29 protein-coding genes are annotated in these 24,727 nt (G+C 48.8%); 26 read left to right on the top strand and 3 right to left on the bottom strand.

What is annotated here, in order from left to right:
- Positions 1-692 precede the first annotated feature (692 nt).
- The 26 genes from FEM44_RS04960 (at position 693) to FEM44_RS04835 (ending at position 21,160) form a co-directional block, all read left to right on the top strand.
- Positions 693-1,595 (top strand): integrase domain-containing protein, encoded by a 903-nt coding sequence (locus FEM44_RS04960; RefSeq protein ID WP_135524114.1) that lies wholly within the window; start codon positions 693-695, stop codon positions 1,593-1,595.
- A 32-nt stretch (positions 1,596-1,627) separates the two neighbouring features.
- Positions 1,628-1,951: a hypothetical protein gene (locus tag FEM44_RS04955; protein WP_240726918.1), complete on the top strand. Its 324-nt coding sequence runs from the start codon at positions 1,628-1,630 to the stop codon at positions 1,949-1,951.
- Between the two features lie 379 nt (positions 1,952-2,330).
- Positions 2,331-2,681, top strand: a complete 351-nt coding sequence (locus FEM44_RS25100) for a hypothetical protein (protein WP_128972544.1) — start codon at positions 2,331-2,333, stop codon at positions 2,679-2,681.
- 109 nt (positions 2,682-2,790) lie between these two features.
- On the top strand, positions 2,791-3,165 hold the full coding sequence (locus FEM44_RS04945) for a hypothetical protein (protein ID WP_135524112.1): 375 nt from the start codon (positions 2,791-2,793) through the stop codon (positions 3,163-3,165).
- Positions 3,166-3,269: 104 nt separating this feature from the next.
- Positions 3,270-3,728, top strand: coding sequence for a hypothetical protein (locus tag FEM44_RS04940; RefSeq protein WP_135524111.1), 459 nt, complete (start codon positions 3,270-3,272; stop codon positions 3,726-3,728).
- Positions 3,729-3,833: 105 nt separating this feature from the next.
- On the top strand, positions 3,834-4,211 hold the full coding sequence (locus tag FEM44_RS04935) for a hypothetical protein (protein ID WP_135524110.1): 378 nt from the start codon (positions 3,834-3,836) through the stop codon (positions 4,209-4,211).
- Between the two features lie 87 nt (positions 4,212-4,298).
- Complete coding sequence (locus tag FEM44_RS04930; RefSeq protein WP_135524109.1) at positions 4,299-4,928, top strand: hypothetical protein; 630 nt, start codon at positions 4,299-4,301, stop codon at positions 4,926-4,928.
- Positions 4,929-5,050: 122 nt separating this feature from the next.
- Positions 5,051-5,434 carry a hypothetical protein gene (locus tag FEM44_RS04925; RefSeq protein WP_135524108.1) on the top strand — a complete coding sequence of 128 codons (384 nt, stop codon included), beginning with the start codon at positions 5,051-5,053 and terminating at the stop codon, positions 5,432-5,434.
- Between the two features lie 92 nt (positions 5,435-5,526).
- Entirely contained in the window at positions 5,527-6,504 is a 978-nt protein-coding gene (locus tag FEM44_RS04920; protein WP_135524107.1) for an ArdC family protein, read from the top strand.
- Between the two features lie 114 nt (positions 6,505-6,618).
- Positions 6,619-7,566 (top strand): DUF1281 domain-containing protein, encoded by a 948-nt coding sequence (locus tag FEM44_RS04915; RefSeq protein ID WP_135524106.1) that lies wholly within the window; start codon positions 6,619-6,621, stop codon positions 7,564-7,566.
- A gap of 122 nt (positions 7,567-7,688) precedes the next feature.
- Positions 7,689-8,375 (top strand): N-6 DNA methylase, encoded by a 687-nt coding sequence (locus FEM44_RS04910; protein ID WP_138158884.1) that lies wholly within the window; start codon positions 7,689-7,691, stop codon positions 8,373-8,375.
- Between the two features lie 528 nt (positions 8,376-8,903).
- Complete coding sequence (locus tag FEM44_RS04905) at positions 8,904-9,191, top strand: adhesin biosynthesis transcription regulatory family protein (RefSeq protein ID WP_339379013.1); 288 nt, start codon at positions 8,904-8,906, stop codon at positions 9,189-9,191.
- Between the two features lie 114 nt (positions 9,192-9,305).
- Complete coding sequence (locus FEM44_RS04900) at positions 9,306-9,851, top strand: fimbrial protein (protein WP_135524185.1); 546 nt, start codon at positions 9,306-9,308, stop codon at positions 9,849-9,851.
- Positions 9,852-9,932: 81 nt separating this feature from the next.
- Entirely contained in the window at positions 9,933-10,520 is a 588-nt protein-coding gene (locus FEM44_RS04895; protein ID WP_135524104.1) for a fimbrial protein, read from the top strand.
- Positions 10,521-10,680: 160 nt separating this feature from the next.
- A complete protein-coding gene (locus FEM44_RS04890; RefSeq protein ID WP_138158882.1) occupies positions 10,681-13,188 on the top strand; it encodes a fimbria/pilus outer membrane usher protein in 2,508 nt (835 codons plus the stop codon).
- Between the two features lie 129 nt (positions 13,189-13,317).
- Entirely contained in the window at positions 13,318-14,049 is a 732-nt protein-coding gene (locus FEM44_RS04885; RefSeq protein ID WP_033555943.1) for a fimbrial biogenesis chaperone, read from the top strand.
- Positions 14,050-14,072: 23 nt separating this feature from the next.
- On the top strand, positions 14,073-14,660 hold the full coding sequence (locus tag FEM44_RS04880) for a pilus-assembly fibrillin subunit (protein ID WP_135523619.1): 588 nt from the start codon (positions 14,073-14,075) through the stop codon (positions 14,658-14,660).
- A gap of 17 nt (positions 14,661-14,677) precedes the next feature.
- On the top strand, positions 14,678-15,247 hold the full coding sequence (locus FEM44_RS04875; RefSeq protein ID WP_135523620.1) for a fimbrial protein: 570 nt from the start codon (positions 14,678-14,680) through the stop codon (positions 15,245-15,247).
- On the top strand, positions 15,240-16,580 hold the full coding sequence (locus tag FEM44_RS04870) for an FKBP-type peptidyl-prolyl cis-trans isomerase (RefSeq protein ID WP_135523621.1): 1,341 nt from the start codon (positions 15,240-15,242) through the stop codon (positions 16,578-16,580). The genes FEM44_RS04875 and FEM44_RS04870 overlap by 8 nt, the downstream gene beginning before the upstream one ends.
- Positions 16,577-17,137 (top strand): fimbrial protein, encoded by a 561-nt coding sequence (locus FEM44_RS04865; RefSeq protein ID WP_138158880.1) that lies wholly within the window; start codon positions 16,577-16,579, stop codon positions 17,135-17,137. Before FEM44_RS04870 ends, FEM44_RS04865 begins: the two co-directional genes overlap by 4 nt.
- Positions 17,138-17,167: 30 nt before the next feature.
- Positions 17,168-17,491 carry a PapB/FocB family fimbrial expression transcriptional regulator gene (locus tag FEM44_RS04860; RefSeq protein ID WP_339379014.1) on the top strand — a complete coding sequence of 108 codons (324 nt, stop codon included), beginning with the start codon at positions 17,168-17,170 and terminating at the stop codon, positions 17,489-17,491.
- A complete protein-coding gene (locus FEM44_RS04855; protein WP_135524220.1) occupies positions 17,475-17,855 on the top strand; it encodes a hypothetical protein in 381 nt (126 codons plus the stop codon). The genes FEM44_RS04860 and FEM44_RS04855 overlap by 17 nt, the downstream gene beginning before the upstream one ends.
- A 24-nt stretch (positions 17,856-17,879) precedes the next feature.
- On the top strand, positions 17,880-18,896 hold the full coding sequence (locus FEM44_RS04850) for a PixG protein (protein ID WP_138158878.1): 1,017 nt from the start codon (positions 17,880-17,882) through the stop codon (positions 18,894-18,896).
- 253 nt (positions 18,897-19,149) lie between these two features.
- Positions 19,150-19,431, top strand: coding sequence for a FaeA/PapI family transcriptional regulator (locus tag FEM44_RS04845; RefSeq protein ID WP_135524156.1), 282 nt, complete (start codon positions 19,150-19,152; stop codon positions 19,429-19,431).
- Positions 19,432-19,545: 114 nt separating this feature from the next.
- Positions 19,546-20,391, top strand: a complete 846-nt coding sequence (locus FEM44_RS04840; RefSeq protein WP_135524157.1) for a helix-turn-helix transcriptional regulator — start codon at positions 19,546-19,548, stop codon at positions 20,389-20,391.
- Positions 20,392-20,548: 157 nt separating this feature from the next.
- A complete protein-coding gene (locus tag FEM44_RS04835) occupies positions 20,549-21,160 on the top strand; it encodes a uracil-DNA glycosylase (RefSeq protein ID WP_135524158.1) in 612 nt (203 codons plus the stop codon).
- A gap of 248 nt (positions 21,161-21,408) precedes the next feature.
- Here the strand turns inward: FEM44_RS04835 and FEM44_RS04830 are convergent, their stop codons facing one another.
- The 3 genes from FEM44_RS04830 to asrB all read right to left on the bottom strand — a co-directional run bounded on the left by FEM44_RS04830 (position 21,409) and on the right by asrB (position 24,724).
- The gene (locus FEM44_RS04830; protein WP_135524159.1) at positions 21,409-22,560 is read right to left on the bottom strand and encodes an MASE4 domain-containing protein; all 1,152 of its coding nucleotides are present in this window, start codon (positions 22,558-22,560) and stop codon (positions 21,409-21,411) included.
- 318 nt (positions 22,561-22,878) lie between these two features.
- Positions 22,879-23,895, bottom strand: coding sequence for a sulfite reductase subunit C (gene asrC / locus FEM44_RS04820; protein ID WP_138159241.1), 1,017 nt, complete (start codon positions 23,893-23,895; stop codon positions 22,879-22,881).
- A 10-nt stretch (positions 23,896-23,905) separates the two neighbouring features.
- Positions 23,906-24,724, bottom strand: coding sequence for an anaerobic sulfite reductase subunit AsrB (gene asrB / locus FEM44_RS04815; protein ID WP_135524160.1), 819 nt, complete (start codon positions 24,722-24,724; stop codon positions 23,906-23,908).
- Between the last annotated feature and the right edge of the window lie 3 nt (positions 24,725-24,727).

Below are 24,727 nucleotides of genomic sequence, written 5' to 3'. Positions count from 1 at the left end.
TACTTACAGGCTTATCACGCCTGCATATCAATACGTTAAGTCTTTCAGAGACATGTCTGAACGAACTGACGTCTTTAATCTGTTCGGGCATTCGCCCCGGGCTTCTTACGACTGTACGCACTGCATAAGGCCATCTGAAATCTGGCCGCTTGCGTGCGTATGTGGAGTTTAAAGCTGCGCGGCGTCACTTTTGTCGGCGTGTAACGATGACAAAGTGACGCATGCGCGTCTGCTTTACGAACCCGCACAAACCGTCGCGTCACGGGATGTTTTTTAACATTTGAAGAAGTGACCAGACGTGAGAGTGTTTTTTCAACCTTCTCTGCAAACGTACAGACGATACCGTGAACAACGTTCATCGGCCGTTCTTCTTGCAGAATTTTATTGTTTTTTAAGGAGTTTTATGTAGTGAGATGCCGAACCGGCGATACCACTTATTAGGGGTGGTATCGGGGGCGACCTGGAAACAGGTACAGCGAATGCTGCAGTCGGTGTGCAACACCGGTTTGTTACCCCTCAATACCTAAACAGTCTGCGCTACCCTGGCGCTCAGGCACTCATTACCCGAAGGATCGCAACGCTTAACCGTGTCGCCAGGGAGAATGCAGATGAATTTTGCTGTTGTGTTCACGGCACAACAGCAAAATTCATCTGCTGTACGTACAGCTGTTTAAGACAAAGAGGAGGTATCTGTGTCCAGACGTGAAAAATTACTGAAACAGGATTTGGTTGCTCATATCCGGAAAGACCGGGGGAGTTTCAAGAAGCTGAGTGACTATTCCCGGATCATGCACCGGTTTGCGGAAAGACTGGCTAAACTGAATATACAGATCAGTTCTGCTGCACAGGTAAAAGTGCGGCATATTGAATTATATATGAACAGCAGGAGTGACGTTTCAAAGCGGACCAGAGAGAATGAAATGTCTGCAATACGGGTTATGTTACGTCAGGCCGGTAAACATAAAATGGCAGATCCTGAACATCCCCGTCTCAGTAATAAGGCGTTAGGTATTTCTGGAGGAAGCCGTAAAGGTACAAAGAAATTAATTACGGATGAGCGTTTTCGGGAAATTCTTCAGCGCGTGGAAGCAAAAGATAAAGGTGTGGCAGCTGTTGCTAAACTGTCACGTTATCTCGGTCTGAGAAATGAAGAAGCTGTCCAGTCGGCCAAATCGTTACGGACGTGGAAAAAAGCATTACAGCGGGGAGATGAAAAAATAAGAGTGATTTTTGGTACGAAAGGAGGACGGGAAAGAATGACAACGGTTGTTGACCGGGATAAAGTTCTTGATGCTGTTAATTATGCACTCAAATATGCCAGTGAACATAATGAACGTCTGATAGACAGAGATAATCTTAAGTCGGCAATGGATTATTATCTTAATACGTTACGACGTTATGGAGAACTGAAAGGCGGAGATGAGACCGCACACAGTTTTCGGTACAGTTACGCCGCAAGTGCCATGAAATATCATATTATGAATGGTTACAGTTATAAGGAGGCACTTGCACTGACATCAATTGATCTTGGTCATGGCGATGGCAGAGGGCGATATATTGAACAGGTTTATTGTCAGTTATTAGGCTATGAGTAATAACTTATATCGATTTTGTGCGGGTAAATATCATGGATTGTACTATTTCAATGAAAATAATCTCTGTAAAGGAGATTACAAAAGATTCGCCTTTGTGGTCACACTACCTGGTGCGATATATTGATTCCGGATATCTGGCTGAGTTTGAATGTGAAGGAACAGCAGATAAATGGAGCATCTATGATGAATGGGACATCTGTGAGTCGATTGCGGATTATTTTGACGTGGTGGGAGATTTTGACTGTGATGTCAGACGGGCGGGAAGAAAAATACTGATGAAAGGTACCTGTGTTTTTCCTTTGGGAGAACCGGTTAAGGGAACGCATAATATTCCTCTTTGGGTCGATGTTGAATAACTTGACATTCATCTTTTGTGACTTAAAAATGTACAGGCTAACTTTGTCACCTTCGGGTGACCATCCAATGTTTCGGTAGTCTGAGAGAAACGCCTTCGGGTGACTACAGTTATCTTCGGATAACCATCCAAATCCCCGATAGTCTGAGAGGGGAGCCTTCGGGCGACTACCAGCCAATGCTTTGACGATCTGAGAAAAGCGCCTTCGGGTGATCGTAATGTCTCCGTAGCCTGAAAGGGGACGCCTTGGAGGGTGGTACATCCGTTTAACCTCTGGAAACGGATATCACGGAACAGTGATTGAGGTCTTTTATACTTAACCCGTGCGGGAGATACATTCCCGTATGGTGATTGTATCTCCGGTTTTACTGTGGAGGTACATGATGCCGTTATCTTCTTTTGTTCAGGAGCTGCTGGCTCCCTGGTATTCTTTTCGATCTGTCTGTCGGCGCATTCTTGTGGCTTTTCCGCAACTGCGGGCAACTGTATTGCGTACCCGCTGGTATCTGTCGTTGACAGGGCAACGAGAATATTGCCCGGATGTCTGGTTTGATGGCAGTGTGTACCATTGTGCTGTGCTGGTGCGGGAATGTCATGATGCCCGTAAATCAGTACCAAAGGTGCAGTACTATATCCCCGGATATTTTTCTTCGTATCGTTCAGCATACCGGACAGCCAGGAGAACGGCGATTGCACTGGCGACGATAAAAGTGTCGTGCAGGGCTGTCTGATTCATTATTACCGAACCGGAGCATCAGCGTTGTTGTGATGCCTCCATCCCCTGACGGGTGTTTTTGTCCGTCGGGGCGAAGACTCCCGTTTCTTTTTACAGGAGTCTTTATGTCAACGTTTATTTTGTGCCCTGAACCGGGCATCTCTTCTTTTTTCCGGCGAATGACGGCTCAGTTGCGGGTGTTTTTTTCCCGCAATAACCTGTCATATTGCAGTCGCTGGTACACCAATCCGGCCGGCAATCTGAGCGTCCGGGTCTGTATGTTCCGTCGTGGCGGTGTCTGGACACCCTGTCTGTACTACCGGCAGGGAATGCACCGCAACGAGTACACTGGCTGGTATCAGCCGTTACCGCGTGAGGTCATTTGTCTGAACCGGTTTACCGGGCGGATATCCCGTCGCAGGACCTGGCATGCTGCCTGCCGTATGGCGGAACAACTGACCACCCTGCGTTACCGGTTTGGTCTGCAGGCTGATGGATGAAAGCGTCGTACAGCCCTGCTGATTTATCATTTATTACCCTGTCGGGAACACGCTTCCCGCAGGGGAGATGTGTTCCCGTGATTTTTTGTCTCTGAGGTGAACACATGAATAGTCTGTTAATACTCCTTTACGTTGTTGTATGGCGTGTCTGCACCATTCTTCGGGTAATCGCACCCGTGTCGGCTGTCCGTGCGTGGTGTGAGTATCAACTGGAAGGTATGACGATACTTCGTGATGCGTACAGCTCGCTGGCAAAGGCGGCTGGAATGCAGAATGAAGCATTTGAATATCTTAAAGGTATTGCACGTCATCTGGGCTACGAAAGCGGTGGTGACCAACTGAAATCAGGACTTTTCCGGCCGTTTCTGTGGCATATACGTGCGAAAGGCCACAGGCTGGGGGCTGTCATGGAGATGGAGGTATGGAAGACATGGAAGAACGGCTGTAACGATGTCTGTAATCCATGGGAGCGTGGATGGAACGATGGCTGGACTGAATGTCTGAATCAACGTGTAGCCGGCATCCTGAAGCAGGCCTGTGTCGACTTTTCCGGTGCAGACTGAACGGTCTTTCTTTTACTTACTGCACCGTGTGTCTGCGCCGGTGTTTTCCCTGACGGGAGTTTTGTTCCGTCAGGGACAGGACTTCCTGAACAGACGGAGGTCATTATGTATTCACCCTTACTTGTTCATTATTCAGCGTTGCAGACGCAGTCTGCTCTGCTGGCGCATATCAGCCAACTGGAAGGTGAGCTGATGCGGTTACGTGCCTGGCAACGGCTGGGTATTACCCCGGAGCCGGATGATGAGACGGAGCCTTCACTGGTATACGTGCAACTGTGGGATACCGGTGAGGCGCCGGGCTGGCTGCTGTATGACCTGGAGCAGGAGAACATTCCTGCTCCGGGAGTTCAGGCCCGTCAGGCGCTTGACAGTCTGATGGCGCTGGGGCGTGAAATTAATCATGAAATCTGGACTGACAGTATCAGTACCGGAAAGCTGACGGCCGGGGCGGATGCCTGTTTTGCCCGGCACGACATGATGTAGTTCATAACCTGACCCTGACGGGGTGTGCTCTCCGTCAGGAAAGCATTCCCCGTTGTTTATTTTTAATCTGACCATGAGGAATGTTCCATGTCTGAATTATCTTCACGTCCGACCCGTGAGCCGGCGGTATATACCCTTGAGCAGGTTGCCACAATACCGGAAAAGCAGTGGCATGCTTTTGTTCTGGCCGTAACAGAAACCTTCTGGCAGTTGCCGGAGGCGTTACGGCCGCAGAATGCGTATTTCGGCTCCCTGACCCGGGCATCTGAGTTGTTTCCGGTAACGGATACACTGGCGTTTTACAGCCGGTCTGCAGACGGGCTGTGGTCGGTGAATGTCACCATTGAACGGGAGCATCGACAGAACATTCTGGTGCTTAAGGAGCTGAATTTCGGACGCCAGCCGGGGGATTTCTTTGCCCGTACGGTGTTTGTGCTGCTGCACAATCTGTGTCCGGATTGTTTCCGCATTCATTCCACTGCCGGTGGTGCCAGCTGGTCACTGCCGCTGAAATGGATAAAACGATTCCTGGGACATGAGAATTTTTCTGCTCCGGAGTCTGTATTAACCACCCCGGTAAGGGGAGATGCATTTGACCGTTTGCTGCTGCAGTTTTTGTCCGGTCAGGGGCGACAGTTATCCCCGGATGACTGGTCAGCACTGGAAGAGGCTGAATATCAGCTTTACTGGCTGCGTGCACTTACCGGTGGGCACTGACAGAACGCCGTTGTTTCTTTTCATTTACCCGGAATAACGTCATCACGTATTCCGTCATTCATATAACCCGGCAGGGACATATCCCTGTGGGGAGAGTTCCTGCGTTATTCAGGAGAATTGTTATGGGACTCGATATTTACTTTATGGCTCGTGATAACCATCAGAATGGTGCCGTTGTGGAAACACAGGAGCATCAGGAAGTGGGGGCTTTCCGTAAGGTGATGCCGCTTCTGACATGGTTCCTTAATCATACTGATGCTTCAGATGAGCAGCATACTTTCCCGGTAACACGCCGGTCACTGGCTGCATTATTGCGTGACCTCAGTATGCTGACGCCGGGGAACTGCCACAGGCTGTTTCCTTATGTCAGAAACTCGCGTTTACGGGGTGAAGACTATGCTGATGACTACTGGTATGACGTGAATGACGTAAAAGCGTGGGTCAGCGATACGCTGAAGACGTTTGATTTTGAGCGTCGTTCACTGGTGATGCTGGCGTTGTGGTAAGTCCGGCCAGTCTGATTTTCGTTATTAATTTAACCGTACGGTGCATGCTCACCGTACGGGGAGCGTGCATCTTTTTTATGGAGCGTGCTCTTATGAAAACGAAAAAACATACTTCACGTGCCGCGAACAAAGCGCCGGAACGTGACCTGTATCAACTGGTGACCGACAGGATTGTGACGGCCATTGAAAATGGAGTTCCACCCTGGAAACGCCCCTGGCATTCTGCGCGTAACGGCGCGGGAGTGCTGGAGATGATGCCGGTAAACGCCCTGACCAGGAAGCCTTATACGGGAGTGAATGTCCTGCTGTTGTGGCTGACTGCGGATGAAGCCGGATACGCCAGCAATCACTGGCTGACGTACCGTCAGGCGCAACAACTGGGTGGTCATGTCCGTAAGGGGGAAGTGGCCACGCTGGCGGTGATTTACAAAGACTGGAAAAGACAGGCTGTGGATGAGCACGGTAACCGGCTGACGGACCGTAAGGGGGAACCGCTCATGGAAACGGTACCGGTACTGAAAGCGAATCCTCTGTTTAATGTGGGACAGTGCGACGGTTTACCTGAGCATCTGATGGTGAAGGCGGAAGGCAGAGCAGATGTACTGCTGGCTGATACCATCAGTGAGCGGGTGCTGCCGGTACTGAATGGCAGTGGCGTCAGTGTTTCGTCGCTTCCACAGGACAGGGCATTCTACCGGCCTGACACTGACCGTATCGTGATGCCTCTGTCGTCACAGTTTGATTCAGTGGCCGATTACTGGGCCACGCTGCTGCATGAAATGGTACACAGTACTGGTCATGAAAAGCGTCTGCGGCGAACCGGGATAAGCTCTTTTGTCGGTCGTAAGAGCCCAGAATATGCGTTCGAGGAGCTGATTGCCGAGATGGGCTGTGCTTTTCTGTGCGCACATCTGGGAATTGCCGGTGACGTACAGCATGAAAGTTATATTGACGGATGGCTTAAGGTCCTGAAGTCTGACAAAAAAGCGCTGTTTCGCGCCTGTCGGCAGGCACGCGAAGCATCAGAGTATTTACTGATGCAGCGGGCTTCGCAGGCGCGGGTCGCATAATCTGAACTGCTGGCGGAGGGGGTAACCCGACCGCCATTCATCCCGTGAGGGCATTGTTCCTCACGGGACAGTGCCCTCTTTTTACATCTGACAGATAAAAGAGGAGCGTAAACCATGTCTGAATGGTGCCAGAATCGTTTTGAAATTACCGGTAAGTCAGTCTGCCTGGATGTGCTGACGCAGTGGATTGAAGGATGTGAGACACCGCGTTACCGCCATGCCATACAGCAGAGTATACAGCTGTTTCTGGCCGGTTGTGCAGGACTGGTGAAACCCACCCGGACGACGCAGTATCCGCCATATCCGGCGCTGGTTCGTCACGGTACGGGGTTGTCATCTCCTGCTAACCAGGCATTTGAACAGTGGCTGGGGCTGCTGGTAAAAGATGCCGTACTGGATGAAGAGACGATAAAGAGCATTGACCGCCTTTATCACCAGTCATGTATTGGCGCTGTCCGCTGGGGGAATCTGCCGGATAATGCCCGGGAGATAATCACCGCGTTAATGCACTGCCAGTATTCTGACTGGTTTGGCCTGGTCGGACTGAGTGAACACATTGATGCCGAGGCCTGCTGGAGCCGGCTGTCGGATTACCCGGAGCAGGCGCAGCCCTGTGACATGCTGATGGTCATACCCTCCCGTCTGGCCACAGAGCTGAACGGTTCCGGTGGACTGCTGCAGGGCATTTCCACCACGACCAGCCTTTACAGTCGGATATACGGTGTGGAGTGGCCATCAGGTCACAATGTCCGCTGGGTGCGTGATGAGATGAGCAGTCTGGTGCTGCTGACTGACACGCCCTGGTATCCGCCTTCAGGTGAGCTGGTTGGTGAAATCTCGAAGGTGTTCGACTGTGAGATACGGCACTGGTACAGCGAGCCTGTCAGGGGCATACAGGGTTACAACTGTTATGACGGTGGTGAACATACGGACAGTGACCCGCAGGCCGAATGGCCGGGCAGGGAAACACTTCCTCAGCCCCGGCTGTATCTGGTGGAGGAGCGCACTGAAGAACAGACAGAAGCCGCGCCTTTACCGGTTCCGCTGGCTTCAGGCCAGTAATTAACCTCAGGGTGTTACATTCGTGGCACCCGCTTTTTCCTGTCATCTTTCATTTCAGCACGAAGGGGAACACCTGTTCCTCCCCGGGGCCATGTGTTCCCTGTTTTTTTACGGAGAAACACATGGCCACCTTTATCGACCATCAGAAAGCATTTATTTCGCTGTTTAATCAGACCGCCCGTTATCACAGACGCCATAAGCTGTTTGAGGACTTTGCCAGCTGCAGTGTGATTGCCCTGGAGAACCGTCTTCAGTTCAGTGAGGCACGGGAGCAGAAGTACCTGCGAATCGTCAGTGGTTATGAAAAGCAGGATGTTATCAATATTGCGCATTTGCTTGCTCATGTCATTGAGGGGCTGGAGCAGGGATTCTGTGACTTTCTGGGCAGCGTGTTCATGCAGCTGGAACTGGGGGATAAATACCGGGGCCAGTTTTTCACGCCCTGGAGCGTGGCCAGCATGATGGCACAGATGCAACTGGGGAATGTGAAAGCGTTGTTTGAGAACAAACCCTTTATCACGCTCAGTGAACCTGCCTGTGGTGCCGGCAGTATGGTTCTGGCTGTGGCTGACACCCTGAACCGTTCGGGGTATCCGGCATACCGCAGGATGTGGGTGTCGGCAACGGATATTGACCCGCTGGCAGCTGGCATGGCGTATATACAACTGTCGCTGTGTGGTGTGGCCGGAGAAGTGGTGATTGGCAACTCACTGTGTAATGAGCGACGCCGGGTGCTGCTGACGCCCGGACATTACCTGGGTAACTGGTCATATCGTCTGCGTCAATTTCAGGAACGGATTGTCGTCTGATACTGAATATTTTTCTGTCTGTGCCAGCCCTTGGGCTGGCTTTTTATATCCAGCGCATCAGCCATATTGTTACAGGAATGGGTGTAATACTATGTGATTAACTCCTTGTGTATATATTATCTTTTTGTGTAATCAGCGTTGCTGATAAATCTGTTTTTCTTGCCCGTGTTATAAAAAAATTAATATGCGCACACTATAATAACCATAGTTAATATTTTTGTTCTTTGCGTATTCCTCTTTTTTGTGAATTGTTTTTTGACTTATTTCATATTTTATGCTTTTAGTGAAATAAGCAATAAAATCTGAGATACCTGTTAACCACGATCTTTTATGTTGCAAAACAGCTGTAATACTGGAGTCATTGACTAATTTTTATTGTGTTATTGTTTGTGTGTGCTGGATATTGTGCTTGTAGTGGTGTAAAAGATCGTAAATTCAAATATTTCCAAAATAATCGTCTGTGGTAGTATTTTTTGCGAAAAGAACGGGACCTTTTTATTCAGGTACAGAGGAGGAGCGTTTTATTTGGTGATAAAACTGCAGGAATATGATGAGTCACGTCTTTTATGCAGAAGGCGGAAAGGGGAATTAATGCCCGGTCAGGTGCATGAAATTCACTTCTGGTTACTTGTGGAAATATCGCCTGTATATAGTGATAAAGTGATTCAGGCACTCAGGGATTTTCTGGTTCTGGGTTTTACCCGCAAAGAATCATGTGAAAGACACAATGTTTCTCCAGGGTATTTATCAACAACTCTTGGGCGAATTCAGCGCATCAGTAAATCTGTGTCTCAGATGATGCCTTATTATATGTAATGAATCAGCCCCCGTTGTTGATAATTAATATTAATCCACTTGGTGAAAGTGGATTAATACCAGTATATCAGCATGCTGGAGTTTTTTATAAATACAATGTAATGGAGTTTTATAATGCGTATGATTAAAACAGTTATGGCTGCTGCAGTCGCGGCGACTCTGGTTTCTTTTGGTGCTCATGCTGCAGCTCCGGCACAGGGCGCTGCAAATACTGCAAATCAGGGACAGGGTGTTGTTAACTTCAAAGGTACTGTAATTAATGCACCGTGTGGCATTGCTCCGGAATCTGCTGATCAGTCCATTGATTTTGGCCAGATTTCTAAATCTCATCTGAATGCCGATGGCATTTCTGTGAAGAAAAATCTGAGCATCAAACTGGTTAACTGCGAACCAGATAAATCAGTTGCAGTAACCTTTAGTGGCGCGACTATTGCTGGCGCTCAAACGGAACTTGGCACTGCCGGTGATACCGGTACTGCTGTCGTGATTTCTGGTCAGGATGGCAAGCTGGTTTCTTTTGGTACGGCAGGTGCAGCCCAGAAACTGAAAACAGGTGATAATATTCTGAATTATTCTTCCTGGGTTAAAAAAGCTACCGGCGGCACTGTGAAAGAAGGTGACTTCACCGCTGTAGCTAACTTCAATCTGACTTATCAGTAATTCATCCTCTCCGGTTTTTAACCGTCAGATAAGCAGGGGCGTCAGCCCCTGCGATTACCGGTAAAGAATAAGGAATACTGCATGTTCTGGCGCATGATCCTTTCGGTAACATTTTTCTTGTGTGCAGCGGCTCAGGCTGCGCCATCGCCCTCCTTTCCGCCGCCGGGGATGACTTTGCCGGAGTACTGGGGAGAGGAGCATGTCTGGTGGCATGGCCGGGCAAGTTTTAAGGGGCAGGTGATTGCTCCGGCCTGCACGCTGGCCATGGAAGACACCTGGCAGGCGATTGACATGGGGGAGACCCCGGTTCGTGATTTACAGGACAGTTTCGCTGGTCCTGAAAAGAAATTCCGTCTGCGGTTGCGTAACTGTGAGCTGGCGGGAACAGGCAAACGGGTTTATACGGCGAGCCGTGTCCGGGTGACCTTTGATGGTCTGCAGGGCGAAACCCCGGATAAATTCTCGGTTGTCGGTCAGGCGGAAGGTATCAATCTGCAGATACTGGATAACCAGGGTTATCCGGCCCGTGTCGGTAAAGTGATGCCGCCGTTATTACTGAACGGAAATGAAGAGGGTCTGGATTATACCCTGCGGGTTGTCCGTAATGGTCAGCCGTTAAAGGCGGGAGATTATTATGCCGCATTACGATTTAAAGTGGATTACGAATAAATAACAGAGTGAACAGAGATAACAACCGGTAACAGACGGCAGCTTCCCGGTATTTAATTAACTATTCCGGCAGAGGAACTGAAATTAAATCCTGTATGCAGGAGGGGGATGCTTTGTCTTTATTTCCGGGAGCAGTCTGTATTAAAGGTGGTGGCTGATAATGAAAAATAATACCTCTTTTGCTGTTAACGGCATTACATATGCGCTGTTGCTTTCTCTGGCCGGCGTACCGGCTTATGCCGTCGACTTTAATACAGATGTTCTGGATGCAGCAGACAGACAGAATATTGATTTGTCCCGGTTCTCCCAGGCGGGTTATATCATGCCCGGGCAGTACCAGATGGAAATTATGGTGAATGACCAGGGGATTTCACCGTCGGCGTTTCCGGTGACATTTCTGGAGCCGCCGGCTTCCGGCGCAGACGGAAAGAAGCCGTTACCGCAGGCCTGCCTGACGCCGGAGGTGGTCAGGCTGATGGGGCTGACGCCTGCATCACAGGAAAAAGTGACGTACTGGAATAACGGGCAGTGTGCAGACTTCAGCCAGTTACCGGGGGTGGAGATACGCCCGAATCCGGCAGAAGGGATGCTGTACATTAATATGCCGCAGGCCTGGCTGGAATATTCCGATGCCTCCTGGCTGCCGCCGTCCCGCTGGGATAACGGTATTCCGGGGCTGTTGTTTGACTACAACATCAACGGGACGGTGAACAAGCCGCACAAGGGAAAGCAGTCACAGTCACTGAGCTATAACGGGACTGCGGGTGCCAACTTCGGTGCCTGGCGTCTGCGTGCGGACTATCAGGGCAACCTGAATCACACCACCGGCAGTGCGCAGGGGACGGACAGTCAGTTCACCTGGAGCCGTTTCTACATGTACCGCGCCATCCCGCGCTGGCGCGCCAACCTCACTCTGGGTGAGAACTACATCAATTCTGAGATTTTCAGCTCCTGGCGCTATACCGGTGCCAGCCTGGAAAGTGATGACCGCATGCTGCCGCCAAAACTGCGCGGTTATGCACCGCAGGTCTCAGGGATTGCGGACACGAATGCGCGCGTCGTGATTTCGCAGCAGGGACGCATCCTCTATGACTCCACCGTGCCGGCAGGTCCGTTCACCATTCAGGACCTGGACAGCTCCGTGCGTGGTCGACTGGATGTTGAGGTTATCGAGCAGGACGGGCGGAAAAAAACGTTCCAGGTGGACACGGCATATGTGCCGTATCTGACCCGTCCGGGCCAGATACGTTACAAGCTGGTTTCCGGTCGTTCGCGTAACTACGAGCACACCACGGAAGGCCCGGTCTTTGCTGCCGGTGAGGCATCCTGGGGTATCAGTAACAAGTGGTCACTTTACGGTGGCGGTATCGTTGCCGGGGATTACAACGCCCTGGCAGTGGGTCTGGGCCGTGACCTGAATGAGTTCGGTACGGTATCTGCTGACGTGACCCAGTCCGTGGCCCGCATTCCGGGAGAAGAGACGAAACAGGGGAAATCCTGGCGTCTGAGCTACTCCAAACGTTTTGATGACGTGAATGCGGATATCACCTTTGCGGGTTACCGCTTCTCTGAACGCAATTACATGACGATGGACCAGTACCTCAATGCCCGTTACCGGAATGACTTCACGGGACGTGAGAAGGAGCTGTACACCGTCACGCTCAACAAGAACTTCGAGGACTGGAAGACCTCGGTCAACCTGCAGTACAGCCATCAGACCTACTGGGACCGCCGGACATCTGACTATTACACGCTGTCGGTGAACCGTTACTTCGATGCCTTCGGGTTTAAAAACATTTCCCTGGGGCTGTCCGCATCCCGTTCGAAATACCAGAACCGGGATAACGATTCGGCATTTGTGCGTCTGTCCGTGCCGTGGGGAACCGGTACGGCCAGCTACAGCGGCAGCATGAGCAATGACCGTTACACCAACACCGTGGGGTACAGCGACACGCTGAACAAAGGGCTGAGCAGTTACAGCCTGAACGCCGGGGTGAGCAGTGGCGGTGGTCAGCCATCGCAGAGTCAGATGAGCGCGTACTACAACCACAGCAGTCCGCTGGCCAACCTGTCAGCGAACTTCTCTGCCGTGGAGAACGGTTACACGTCATTCGGTATGAGCGCATCCGGTGGTGCAACGATAACCGCGAAAGGCGCGGCCCTGCATGCAGGGGGCATGAACGGAGGAACCCGGCTGTTGGTGGACACCGATGGTGTCGGAGGCGTGCCTGTCGACGGCGGCCGGGTCTCCACCAACCGGTGGGGAATTGGTGTGGTGACGGATGTGAGCAGCTATTACCGCAACACCACGTCAGTGGACCTGAACAAACTGCCGGATGATATGGAAGCCACCCGCTCGGTAGTGGAATCGGTCCTGACGGAAGGGGCCATTGGTTACAGGGCGTTTGAGGTCCTGAAAGGAAGTCGTCTGTTTGCCGTACTGCGTCTGGCAGATAACAGTCATCCACCGTTTGGTGCCAGTGTGACAAACGCAAAAGGCCGTGAACTGGGGATGGTGGCAGACAGCGGTCTGGCCTGGCTGAGCGGGGTGAATCCGGGTGAAACCCTGAATGTCGGCTGGGACGGCCGGACACAGTGTGTGGTGGATATCCCGAAAAATCTGGACCCGGCACAGCAACTGCTGCTGCCCTGCCGTAAGGCGAACTGACGAAACGAGGGGCTGGACTGCCGGTCATCTTCACCGGCCGGCAGTCAGTAACCCCGTACAGGCATAAATCGATAAGTGGACGGTGTTGCACCACAGACGACACCGGAACCAGAACTGAGAGAAGAAAAGATGCTGAAAATGAAACCGGCGCTGAAAAAAACGCTGATGGCGGTAGCGTGCCTGAGCGCAGTACCGGCAGCCCAGGCTGCCATCTCCCTGGATCGTACGCGTGCGATTTTTAATGGCGGTGAGAAATCGATGACGCTGAATGTGGCCAATGATAACAAACAGCTTCCGTATCTGGCGCAGGCATGGATAGAGAATGAGAAGCAGGAAAAAATCACCACCGGACCGATTGTGGTCACTCCGCCGGTGCAGCGTCTTGAGCCGGGAGCCAGAAGTATGGTCCGTCTGGCCAGCACCCCGGATATCAGCAAACTGCCACAGGACCGGGAATCCCTGTTCTACTTCAATCTTCGTGAAATCCCGCCGAAAAGTGATAAGGCGAATGTGCTGCAGATAGCCCTGCAGACCAAAATCAAGCTGTTTTACCGCCCGAAAGCCATTGAGGCAAAACCCAATGCTGTCTGGCAGGACCAGTTGGTGCTGAACAAAACCAGCGGAGGTTACCGGATTGAAAACCCGACGCCGTATTACGTGACGGTGATTGGCCTTGGCGGCAGTGAAAAACAGGCGAAGGAAGGCGAGTTTGAGGCTGTGATGCTGGCACCGAAGTCCACACAGACGGTGAAATCCGGAACATACAGCACGCCATACCTGAGCTATATCAATGACTACGGCGGACGTCCGGTGCTGCAGTTCAGCTGCAGCGGAGACCGCTGTACAGCGGTGAAGAAATAAGCGTGCAGTAACAGGAGCCGGAGATGAACAGGACAACAACAGGGCTCTGTCTGGCTGCGCTGCTGGTGAGCTGCAGCATGAACAGTGTGCTGCGGGCAGATGAGCTTGTCATACGGGATAACTTTTTTGTGGCAGATGAGACCCGTCACCAGTGGGTGAATGAGCGCAATGGCCGTATCGGGATGCTGACAGTCAGTGGTGCGCTGTTGTCATCCCCGTGCACGCTGGAGACAAATGAGGTGGAGCTGCCGTTACAAAAAAGTACGGAAGGCATCATGACGCGTTATGCGCTGAAGCTGAATCTGCTGGGATGTGGTGACGGTGGTGCGGTGACCTCTGCCGCTTCAGTGGCAGGACGTGACAGCATGATGGTGATGCAGAGTGCCCTGCTGACGGGGGTGGAGGATGGCGTGCTGCAGCCGGAACAACGAATGGTCAGCGCGGGACGCGCTGTTGTGTACGGTGGTGCGAATCAGTTCACTTACTGGCTGAGTGAGGCACAGCAACAGGCGCTGGCGGGACAGCAGGCGTCAGACCGTGCGCGGGGGAAACCGTACATGAACCCGCGGGACAACCCGGCCCTGTTGCGTCTGCGGCTGGATTATGAATGAGAACGGAGGAAAGCAGAATGAAAGGCATTATTTCCGGAACGGGGATTACCCGACTGGCGGGCTGTCTGCCTCTGTTGCTGACGCTGTCTGTCGGTGCGGTGACTGTCACGTTTGACGGGGAGTTACTTGACCGTCCCTGTCAGATTGACCCCGCCAGTCTGAATCAGACCGTCCAGTTTCTTGAGCGACCGGTAAAGGATTTTCAGTACGCGCCGGGACGGGGACCGGCTGAGAATTTCAGTATCCGGCTGGTTCAGTGTAACACCGCTACGATATGGAAAACGGTGAAGCTCAGATTCAGCGGGGATAAGGAAAGTGCCATGAGGGAGCAGTCTGAATACTTTCTGAAGGTTACGGGTGTTAATGCAGGAAAGCTGGCCATTGGTATCCTGGATACGGACGGGACAACCCTGATGAAGCTGGGTGAGGCTTATCATAACCATGGGCAGGGTACCCCCGTTGACCGGGATACGCTGCAGTTTAATTTTAAAGCTTACGTGCAGGCCACACCTGAGGCGCTGGCGCAGAAAAGCGTGACACCGGGCAGTTATGCATCCACAGCAAATTTTGAGTTGTTCTATGAATGACAGACTGAAAATATTCCGCCGGATACTGCAAACGACGGGAGGTGTTGCACTGTTATTGTGGGGTGGCTGTGCCGGAGCCGGAGACAATTCAGGAGGTGTTCCGGGCATACTGAAGTTTGCACAGCAGTATCAGCAGCAGGAAGCCTCTGCCATAAAAGAGGGAGGTTCAGGTGGAAAAACGGACAGTGTCGCCAGGTCTGTCGGAAAAGGTGAAGCAGGGGCGGGCAGCACTACCGAACTGCGACGCCGGCTGACGCTGAGGGAACAGGAGGTTCGACAGCTTAAAAAGGAAAACCGGGGACTGCGTGAACGACTGAAAGTGCTGCCTGACACTGCACAGGATAATGCAGAAAAAGACAAGGTGGTGGCTTCCCTGAAAGCGGAACTTGATGAAAGCAGGAAACAGCTTGAGACCATCACCAGAAAGGGAGAGCAGGCTCAGGAAACGCTGAATGCGCAGGTTATTGAGCTGAAACAGCAACTGTCCCGTATGGAAACGGAAAGTAAGGCTGCTGCTGAACAGGCCGGAAAAGAAAAGACTGAGCTGCAGGCCACGCTGAATACCCTGAAAGCTGAAATGGCGGATATGCCGGTAGTGACAGCAGAAATGCTGAAACCTGACGATATGCAGCAGACTTATGCCGCCGGTGTGATGCTGGGACGCGATATGCTGAATCTCCAGGTTGCACAACAACAACTTGGTCTGAAAACAGATAACCGAATTCTGATGGCAGGAATACGCGATGCGCTGAACAGGAAAGTTCTGCTGAATGAATCTGTTCTGGATGTCGCTCTGCAGCGGGCGGAAGAGCTGGCACAGGAAGCCCGTCTGGCTGTGATTCGCGAACAGAAGAAGGTGGGGGCAGCCTGGCTTGAGAAGTTCAGAAAACAGAAAGGCGTGAAACAGGCGGAAGGGGGATTCTGGTACCGGAGTGAGTATGCCGGCGATGGTGAGTTTATCCGTGGTGATGACACCCTGGTGGATGTTGTGGTGACAGAAAAACTGACGAATGGCACGGTTGTTGAAGATATGGATGCAAGAGGTCGGGTGATATCTCAGGTCCTGGGTGAATATCCGCCGGTGTTCCGCGAAGCACTGATGTTGATGAAGAATCACGGAACAATGGAGCTTGTTGTCCCTCCGGAGCTGGCTTACGGTGATGAGGGATATCCACCAAAAGTTCCCCCGGGAGCAACCATGGTTTACACGCTCAGGGTTGAAGAAGTGAAGCCTGTTGCAGAACCCGCGTCCGGTGAAAGCGCCGGGAAAAAAGCGTTATCTCTGGCCGGAAAGAATGACAAAGCAGGCCGGACAGAAGGAGTGAAAAAATGAAAAACAGAATGAGGCTGATATTATCAGCACTGACGGGCGGAGTTATGTTGTTATCGGCACCGGCCATGGCAGTGGATGTCCCCATAAAAATAACCGGAACCGTTTATATCCCCCCCTGTAAAATAAAAAATGATACTGACTTTAAAGTCTCTTTCGGAAAGATTGCGCTTCAGAAAGTGGATGGACGGAATTATGCACAACCCACAACCGTGGAAGTCAGTTGTGAGTATTTCCAGGGAAAACCATATATCCGTCTGTCCGGGGGAACCGGTCAGCTTTCCGGTGCACCCGATAATGTGCTGAAAACCACGGGTGCTAATCCTTCGGCACTGGGAATTGCATTATATCAGGGTGGGGGGGTGGATCCTCAGAATCCGCTCAGGCTGGGTGCCGGAGCACAGGGACAATATGGATATGAAATCACAAAAGGCCTTTCAGCCGTCAATGTTCAGAACAGTCAGTTTACGTTCACGGCAGTGCCTTATAAACATGGCAATACAGATTTGAATGCCGGAACCTTCAGTGCTTCGGTCACAATGAGTATCAGTTACCTGTAACAGAAAAATTCTGTAATAAGGTGGAGAAATATGAAATATATGCGGTATAGCGCGCTAAACCCTGAATCAGTTCATGCTGCGAAATATTTATGTCCCGGAAAGGTTATGCCGGAACATTTTGAACAGTTGATGCTGCTGTTTAAAATAAGAGGGAGGAAAATTAATGCTGCACTGGAGGATTTTCTTGTTAACGGAAAAAACCGGAAAGAGATATTCTGTATCTATGGTATCAGTCCAGGGTATTTTTCTCATAAACTTAATCAGTTAAGGCATTGTAGTCGAATGATTATGGATTTACTCCCTTTCTACGTGTGTGACGATGCGGATAATATTCAAAATGAAAGAATACATTAAACCAGTGTTCCTGGTTCTGCTTACTGGTATATTGCTTGGTGGATGCGAAAGCAGACCAGGCAAACCTTTACACCAGACGACAGGAATAAAACCAGTGAGTAGTTCAGGAGATCGTCTGGATGATGTTGAAAAAATGGAACGCTGTCGGCGGGAACTGGAGGCGCTGAAGAAAATAGATTCGGCGGTATATAACAAACGTAAAGCGGAATTTGACAGACTGGTCTCAGGCGCATCGCTTTATAACGGAGTAAGAAGTGATGTCGGAAATTATACTCAGAGTGCAGTTGATGCATTGTACCGATTCAGATCAAATAAATTGTGTGCCGATATAGCCAGTGACGTATTAAAGGAGTTGGCTAAATAAAAGCAGTATGCCATGGAGTGTTCTATGAGTTATTTTAAAATAAAGTATTTTTTATTTTTATTTCTGATTTCTAATGGAGTGTTTTCTGCAGGTAGCAATTATCAGAATTTTTTATGGGCTCCAGCCTCTCCATCTTCTGTATCAAATGCAACCTCAGTGACTATAGATGATAGAGCTGTATCACAAGTATCTATCACATTTCCACAGATTAACACTTGGAAAGTGTTAGCCACATCCTGTAATGGATATTGGGGTGCACTGCAAAAAGGAAACTATAGATATTGGCTGCAATATAAGACTGGATGGCAGAAGACCTCTGAAGGGTTAGTATATCGATTTAATGATGTCAGTAATTGGGATGTAGCGTTATCAACACCAGTGCCAGGTGTTAATACTATGGTGAGTACAAATATTTACAAGGAACAAGGAATGTCTGGTTGTTGGCAGTTAGGAGAGATTGTGGGATTTAATCCAGACGTACCTATTCCGGTATTTCGTGTGAATATCGAACTTCAGCGGAGTACTGCTTTTCCTGGTAAATATACTATTCGTGTACCATATTGGTGGGCATATGAAGAAAATAAAGGAAGTGGATACGATGATGCTATAGCATGGCGTAGTTTTGGTATAATTATGCAGAATGAATCGCCATCTTACATTGGTATACCTGTTGTTATTACGTCAAAATGCAATTTCAACACATCGCCAATAAATTTATCCCATGGTTCACTGGCTGGGCGGGATGCTGATGGCAACCAGACAACACCTTACAATCTCAATGTTACCTGCAACTCAGGAACATCGTTATCGCTAAAACTTATTGGTTCGAAAAAAGTATCAGGTAGAACGGATAACTATACACAGTGTGGGAGTGGTGGAATGTGTGAGCTGACATTTGATAATGGTAAACATGATGAAACAATGACTATCGATAACAGCAAGACGCTATCTATTAAATCCACTTATCACCTGAATGATATTACTAAACCGGTGGCTGAATATTTTGAAGGAAGTGGCGTGTTACAGGTGCTGGTAAATTAAATAATATTGTTCGTATTGTTTTTGTTTTACATTGCGTTTGGTCTGAGTTAATTGGGGGAGAGCGAGTGTATACTCATGGCTTCCGGAGTTGACATAAATATGTGTTCGTAACCTGATTGTTATGAAAAAATCATCCGTTTAATGAGAGAGTTTATTGTTATGTACAAGATTGAAGTTTACTTTATTGAACGAATTTATACTCAGTAGCGTAAAAATGGGATGTCATTATTTATTGTTGAAGGTCTGCAATGTCATGTGGAAACAGAAAAATACCGGTGCAGATATCTGCGGGCGCATTCTGCTCTGGATGGTGCATCAGCGATTCCGGTACGGTGAAATATTTCTGCGTATTCAGAATATCGCCTCTGCCATGAATATGACCGCCCGTGAAGTCCGGGAGTACCTTGATATTTTGCTTTTGTCCGGGGCGGTGGGGTGTACGCCTTTCTCACTGGGTGCGTCTGAACTGTGGTTTATTACAGAGTCCGTCAGTGACTTTATCTGCTCAGGCAGAGCTGACGAATGCGATTTATAAGTCTGACACCTGCAGTAAATTTCCCTGCCATGACATATTTTTAACCAGGCGCTCATGGTGTGGATGACCTGACCGACCGGGGAGGACGGTCAGGCCAAGGAAACCAGAAGAAAAATGATAAAACTGATACACCGGATGACGGCTGAAAAAATTCTGGAATATGTGGATGCGAAAGTGGAGAGTGGTCGTCGTATTGATATCGAATCACTTGCTGCTTATTCCGGTTACAGCCGCCGGCATCTGCAGCGTCTGTTTCTTGCGGAGACAGGAGTGAGACTGGGGAAGTATATCCGGTGCCGGCGTCTGAACCGTGCTGCCCTGCTGCTTCGCTTTTCCCGGCGGCAGTATCAGGATATAGCGCTGAGTGTGGGATTTGATTCGCAGCAGTCGTTTAACCGGGAATTTAAAAGGGTGACCGGGATGACACCAAAGGCATACCGTGAAAAACCAGAATGGGTATTGCTTCCACTGTCAGGCTCGAAACGCAAAAAATATACCATACCGCCGCCGACGGTGGTATGGCTGTCTGGTGGTGCGGTGGTAGGTGAAGAGGTGGTGTTTTACGGGACAGTAGATAACCTGCTGGATAATTCGGGTATTGATGCATATCTGGAGCGGATATTTGGTACAGAGGCGAAGTGTCAGGAGGAGTTGTGGATGGTGGTACATACTTCGTCGGTGGAGCACGAACAGTACCACTACCGGAGTGTCTGTGGCATCGGTCATCCGGAAGCCCGTAAAGGCAGGGTGTTCACGTACTGTGCAGGAAAATACCTGAAAGTGGAATTTGAGACCACACGGGAAACTCACCCGGAGAGAACCCATCATCTGTATCTGAACATATTACCGGAAAGAGTGGATGTAATACGGGCCGGTCAGGAGATAATGGTACTGCGGCATGAAAAGGATAAGGTGATGTGCACTCTGTATATCCCTGTGCCGGGTGAAAGGAAAGGCTGAGTCATCGGGCAGGCAGATATGAGTGTGGACAGACTGCCGTCCGGCTTATTTCTGAACAGGATAACTGCATTCCTGATAACAAAACAGTGGTTGATTCAGATGCTGCATTTTTTATATTCTTGTTTCATAGCACTATCTGAAATGGCATAAAAATAATATGAAAAAACAAGATTTATTTACACTGGAAAATCCTGATATTATCAGACAAAGGTATGAGTTATTGTATTTACCACATATTGCTCCTCTCACCCAATGGATAAAAAACTATAAAGCAAAGGGTATAGATATGCCATGGATTGATCCTGCCGATGGCGGTGTTAATGCCAGGATATTAATATTACTGCAGTCTCCTGCAAGAAGTAATCTGGTTCCTCGTTTTGTATCACAGGATAATCCAGGTCCCTCACAGCAGAATCTCAACAGTTTTCTGAAACAGGCAAAAATAAAAAGAGAAAACATTATCATCTGGAACACTATTCCATGGCTTACTTTACATAATGAGAATGTTTCTCCAACAAAAGAGAACATAAATAAAGGTATAGCTATTATAAAGACACTGATGCCGTTGCTGAAAAATATTTCAATAGTGATACTGGCAGGAGCAGTTGCGTTACAGACCAGAAAATTCTTTGTGCAGGCGTATCCTGATGTTGTTCTTTTAAGTATGCCACATCCCAGTCCATTATCTCTTTGTCGATCCCCTTCTGTTTCTGAAAAAATCAAAAACACTCTTCACCAGGCACACTTGTTAACGCTCTTACAGAAATGATATTAATCTGTATACCGGGAGAACCGAGTATATGATTTTTGCCTAAATAAATATAGCATCTGGTTCAGAAATGGTTATGGAAAATTCGTTGAAAATACAGAACCCTCTTACAGATGATTTATCCATCCGGGTATATTCAGCGATCGTAATGACAGTCGCTTACCGGATGCCTGATATGAGAATTATGTTATGACAGGTGTTTAGATGTTAAATCAGACATTACCTGTTCCAGCGATATTTCTGATAAGTCAGAAATCTGGTAGAAAACATCTACATCTAAAAGTATATTCATTGTTTTTATTATGTGAATAATACTGCTTTTGATCTGTCTGTGTCGTATCTGTAATGTTGTGATTGATGAAAATGGTGTTAACATGATAAATATAATTTGCGATACCTTTTACCGCATTATCTCCGGTTGTAAACCCTTCGTTTATATAAAGCGAATCAAGGTCATGTATTCTGCAAGTAATTATTGTGATATAAGTATTGTTTTTATTGATACCTGGCAAGAGGTATGGTGTGTTTGTTGAGAAGATAGTGTGTCGAAAAAAACCAGTCAGAGAATCTCTCTGCGAATATTCAATAACATTCTGGAGCACAGTCCGGACATGAGTGTATATAATTACCAGAATTACCGATTTACAAAGATTTTCAATTCCTCTGCCTATATACCAGATAATAGTATCTGATTCTTCTGTCGCGACAAGAAGAAAGTTGCAGGTAATATTTGATATTATAAAAAACCTTATGATTTCATGGTGTTTTTCGCTCTCCTGATTTCCAGAAAGGTGTATAAAAAACAAGGAAAACCATAATCCTGATAAGAAAAGTAGTGAGCGTGAAGACAACAGAATATCATGGTGTTCAGCAAGTTTATCACTATGAATGACTGAAGTGCATATTGTCAGAACAAAAAATACCGTTGTCACAACCAGTAAAAAAAATAATGAAGCCTTATGCTTCTTACTGGCTTTTGAAACATAATTAAAGCCAGCAATATAAATTGACACAATAAATGCAAAGTGTCTTGCGAAATAGATAAAAGACATATTGCAGGCATATTTCATAGTTGCCGTATTATTCTCAAATGTTTGTATTGATAAGATTACATTAATTACGCCAACAAATAAAAACAATGCATCACCACCGAATGCAATGGAAAGAGTGAATATAACAGGTTTCCCTGGCTCTAATTTGTGTGCGATGTAAAAAATAAAGGCGAGGATGACATCAAGAATAATCTCAAAAATTGAAAACAACAACCATCTGGTCGTTGGCATGGAAAAGTAATGCCCTGTGTAATCGTATTCAAGAACAAATTCGCAAATTAAAGTCATGCCTGAAATAATAAAAATTGCTGGCATCATTTTATAATGAATCGATCTGCCTGTAGTCATCTTATGATTGCTGTGGAAGTGTTTGTTTCTTATCCATAGATTAAATCTTTGTTATCATAGCAGATTATAAAAGAGATGTCGTTATCGTTTTTAGCGATATATATAACCTGCATGGCAGGTTTGATGTATTCCTGCCAGTGCTGCACAGATGGAGCTATAAAAATGATATGAATATATAATCTGCTTAAATAATTAGCAAAAAAAACTCAGACCTCCTTAAACTCTGAGATTTTTCAGAACATCATACATCTCTTCAAAAAAGAGTGAATATACCCCTGGATATAAATAACTTAATCCATCATCAATATTGACTTTATATTACTTCACGCTGCCAGGTTTAAGATGAATCCGGGCGGCTGATTCATCTTCTGCCCAGTAAATCCGTCCGGCAACCATCGCCTCCGGATTGAGCTGTACGTTGCGCAGTACACGCTCTTTGAAGCGCAGATAGCCTCCCCTGTCAATGAGATGTCCCATATGGAGATACACGGGTTTGCCGTCCAGCATTTCTTTCTCAAACTCAAACAGATTAGTGATGACCTGTCTGATGACATCTTCAGTAACCCAGTTAAGGAATAACTTACCCATGCGGGGCGTTTTTTTACCGGTTCGTCCTCCCAGACGAACCTGCCAGAACTCCTGTGGCTGACGCTGCCAGGCGAGGGTGGGGCATGCCAGAACACATTCTCCGCATCCGATACAGAGCGATTCTTCTTTTGTGGCCTTGCCGTTCTTTAATGACAGACATCCCACGGCGTGGTGAGCACAGGCTTTCACACAGGCGCCACATCCGATGCAACGTTCTGCCGTAAAACGCATTCTGGCCACCCCAATAATGCCAAAGTCTGACATGGACGCTTTGGCACAGTCGTTCGGACACCCGGCAATGACGGTTTTCAGGTGATAGGCACTGGGATAAATGAGCTTTTCCAGCCGACGGGATAAACCTGTGGTGTCGGTATTGGCTTTCTGGCAAATCCGGTTACCCTGGCAGGCGACAATGTTACGCCCGCCAATCGCCAGATATCCGGCTTTCGGATCATCAACCTGAACATCACACAGCTCCATTTCAATTTCTCGAATGAAAGGCTCCAGTGCGGCATTCACCCTGTCGATGTCTTCGTAACGGATCCCCGGCATGGCGAGTTTCTGGCGGGTGGTCAGATGGATCTGACCATTACCCCAGGTTTCAGCAATCTCGCGTGCCACTGTCAGCAGGTGAGCAGGCAGAATGCCACCAGGAATACGTACGCTGATCATGGCTTCGCCACGGACTTTCGAAAGGCGATATTCGTTGTTTGCCCGGGCCTTAATGATATCAATATCCACACTCATCATTTTTTCCTCAGTCTGCAAACTGACGGGCTACGGCATAGTTGAAAACCGGGCCATCGACGCAGACATAGACATCCCCCATGCGGCAGTGACCACATTTCCCCACTGCACAGGCCATCCGGCGTTCATAATCCACCCAGATTTGCTCCGGCTGCAGCCCTTTTTCCAGTAACATTTGTACAGTGAATTTAATCATCACGGGAGGACCAACAACAATCGCCTGCATGGTGCTGATATCTTCAAATGCCAGTGTTGCCAGATGCTCAGTGACCCGTCCGGTGCGGTAACGTTCATCCGCTTCGCCTTCATCCAGGGTCAGAATGAGATTGTGGTGCCGGTGCCAGTTCGCCATCTCTTGTTTATACAGCACACAGTCCCGGTTTCTGTAACCGAAAATCATGTCCAGTTGGTTGATTTCCTGCGGGTTTTCGACGAAATAGCGCATTAACCCTTTGACTGGCGCAACGCCGGTACCGCCGGCAATGACCACCAGAGATTTGTGGCGGAAGGCATCGACAGGATAGCCGTTACCATAACAGCCACGAAGCCATACCCTGTCGCCTTCACGGAGGGTAAAAAGCGCGCTGGTCACTTTGCCGACATTGCGGATAAGCAGGTCTACCCAGCCATCTCCGCAGTCAGAAACAGAAATGGGCGCCTCCCCGACGCATGGCAGGGAAACTTCGACAAACTGTCCCCAGCGGGCCGGAAAATCGACTTCCACACGGAAATTCCACTCCTGTGGTGTATGACGGATGATGGAAATAATGCGGTATGGAGCAGGCAAAAGACTGTGCTTTTCTTTATCGTGACAGGAACACTTAGACACAGG

Origin of the sequence: Escherichia sp. E4742 (assembly GCF_005843885.1) — a bacterium.
Taxonomy (GTDB): domain Bacteria; phylum Pseudomonadota; class Gammaproteobacteria; order Enterobacterales; family Enterobacteriaceae; genus Escherichia.
The sequence above is the reverse complement of the archived record's forward strand: the minus strand, read 5'-3'. Positions and strand labels throughout refer to the sequence as shown.

Bases quoted from the DNA above. Each gene is read 5' to 3' on its own strand.
- FEM44_RS04875 (WP_135523620.1), top strand. From the start codon at position 14,678: ATGAAAGGCATTATTTCCGGAACGGGGATTACCCGACTGGCGGGCTGT.
- FEM44_RS04945 (WP_135524112.1), top strand. From the start codon at position 2,791: ATGTCAACGTTTATTTTGTGCCCTGAACCGGGCATCTCTTCTTTTTTC.
- FEM44_RS25100 (WP_128972544.1), top strand. From the start codon at position 2,331: ATGATGCCGTTATCTTCTTTTGTTCAGGAGCTGCTGGCTCCCTGGTAT.
- FEM44_RS04840 (WP_135524157.1), top strand. From the start codon at position 19,546: ATGATAAAACTGATACACCGGATGACGGCTGAAAAAATTCTGGAATAT.
- FEM44_RS04890 (WP_138158882.1), top strand. From the start codon at position 10,681: ATGAAAAATAATACCTCTTTTGCTGTTAACGGCATTACATATGCGCTG.
- FEM44_RS04910 (WP_138158884.1), top strand. From the start codon at position 7,689: ATGGCCACCTTTATCGACCATCAGAAAGCATTTATTTCGCTGTTTAAT.
- FEM44_RS04830 (WP_135524159.1), bottom strand. From the start codon at position 22,560: ATGACTACAGGCAGATCGATTCATTATAAAATGATGCCAGCAATTTTT.
- FEM44_RS04855 (WP_135524220.1), top strand. From the start codon at position 17,475: ATGAAAGAATACATTAAACCAGTGTTCCTGGTTCTGCTTACTGGTATA.
- FEM44_RS04845 (WP_135524156.1), top strand. From the start codon at position 19,150: ATGTGGAAACAGAAAAATACCGGTGCAGATATCTGCGGGCGCATTCTG.
- FEM44_RS04860 (WP_339379014.1), top strand. From the start codon at position 17,168: ATGAAATATATGCGGTATAGCGCGCTAAACCCTGAATCAGTTCATGCT.
- FEM44_RS04895 (WP_135524104.1), top strand. From the start codon at position 9,933: ATGTTCTGGCGCATGATCCTTTCGGTAACATTTTTCTTGTGTGCAGCG.
- FEM44_RS04880 (WP_135523619.1), top strand. From the start codon at position 14,073: ATGAACAGGACAACAACAGGGCTCTGTCTGGCTGCGCTGCTGGTGAGC.
- FEM44_RS04915 (WP_135524106.1), top strand. From the start codon at position 6,619: ATGTCTGAATGGTGCCAGAATCGTTTTGAAATTACCGGTAAGTCAGTC.
- FEM44_RS04835 (WP_135524158.1), top strand. From the start codon at position 20,549: ATGAAAAAACAAGATTTATTTACACTGGAAAATCCTGATATTATCAGA.
- FEM44_RS04865 (WP_138158880.1), top strand. From the start codon at position 16,577: ATGAAAAACAGAATGAGGCTGATATTATCAGCACTGACGGGCGGAGTT.
- FEM44_RS04900 (WP_135524185.1), top strand. From the start codon at position 9,306: ATGCGTATGATTAAAACAGTTATGGCTGCTGCAGTCGCGGCGACTCTG.
- FEM44_RS04850 (WP_138158878.1), top strand. From the start codon at position 17,880: ATGAGTTATTTTAAAATAAAGTATTTTTTATTTTTATTTCTGATTTCT.
- FEM44_RS04940 (WP_135524111.1), top strand. From the start codon at position 3,270: ATGAATAGTCTGTTAATACTCCTTTACGTTGTTGTATGGCGTGTCTGC.
- FEM44_RS04885 (WP_033555943.1), top strand. From the start codon at position 13,318: ATGCTGAAAATGAAACCGGCGCTGAAAAAAACGCTGATGGCGGTAGCG.
- FEM44_RS04955 (WP_240726918.1), top strand. From the start codon at position 1,628: ATGGATTGTACTATTTCAATGAAAATAATCTCTGTAAAGGAGATTACA.
- FEM44_RS04935 (WP_135524110.1), top strand. From the start codon at position 3,834: ATGTATTCACCCTTACTTGTTCATTATTCAGCGTTGCAGACGCAGTCT.
- FEM44_RS04930 (WP_135524109.1), top strand. From the start codon at position 4,299: ATGTCTGAATTATCTTCACGTCCGACCCGTGAGCCGGCGGTATATACC.
- FEM44_RS04870 (WP_135523621.1), top strand. From the start codon at position 15,240: ATGAATGACAGACTGAAAATATTCCGCCGGATACTGCAAACGACGGGA.
- FEM44_RS04920 (WP_135524107.1), top strand. From the start codon at position 5,527: ATGAAAACGAAAAAACATACTTCACGTGCCGCGAACAAAGCGCCGGAA.
- FEM44_RS04925 (WP_135524108.1), top strand. From the start codon at position 5,051: ATGGGACTCGATATTTACTTTATGGCTCGTGATAACCATCAGAATGGT.
- asrC (WP_138159241.1), bottom strand. From the start codon at position 23,895: ATGAGTGTGGATATTGATATCATTAAGGCCCGGGCAAACAACGAATAT.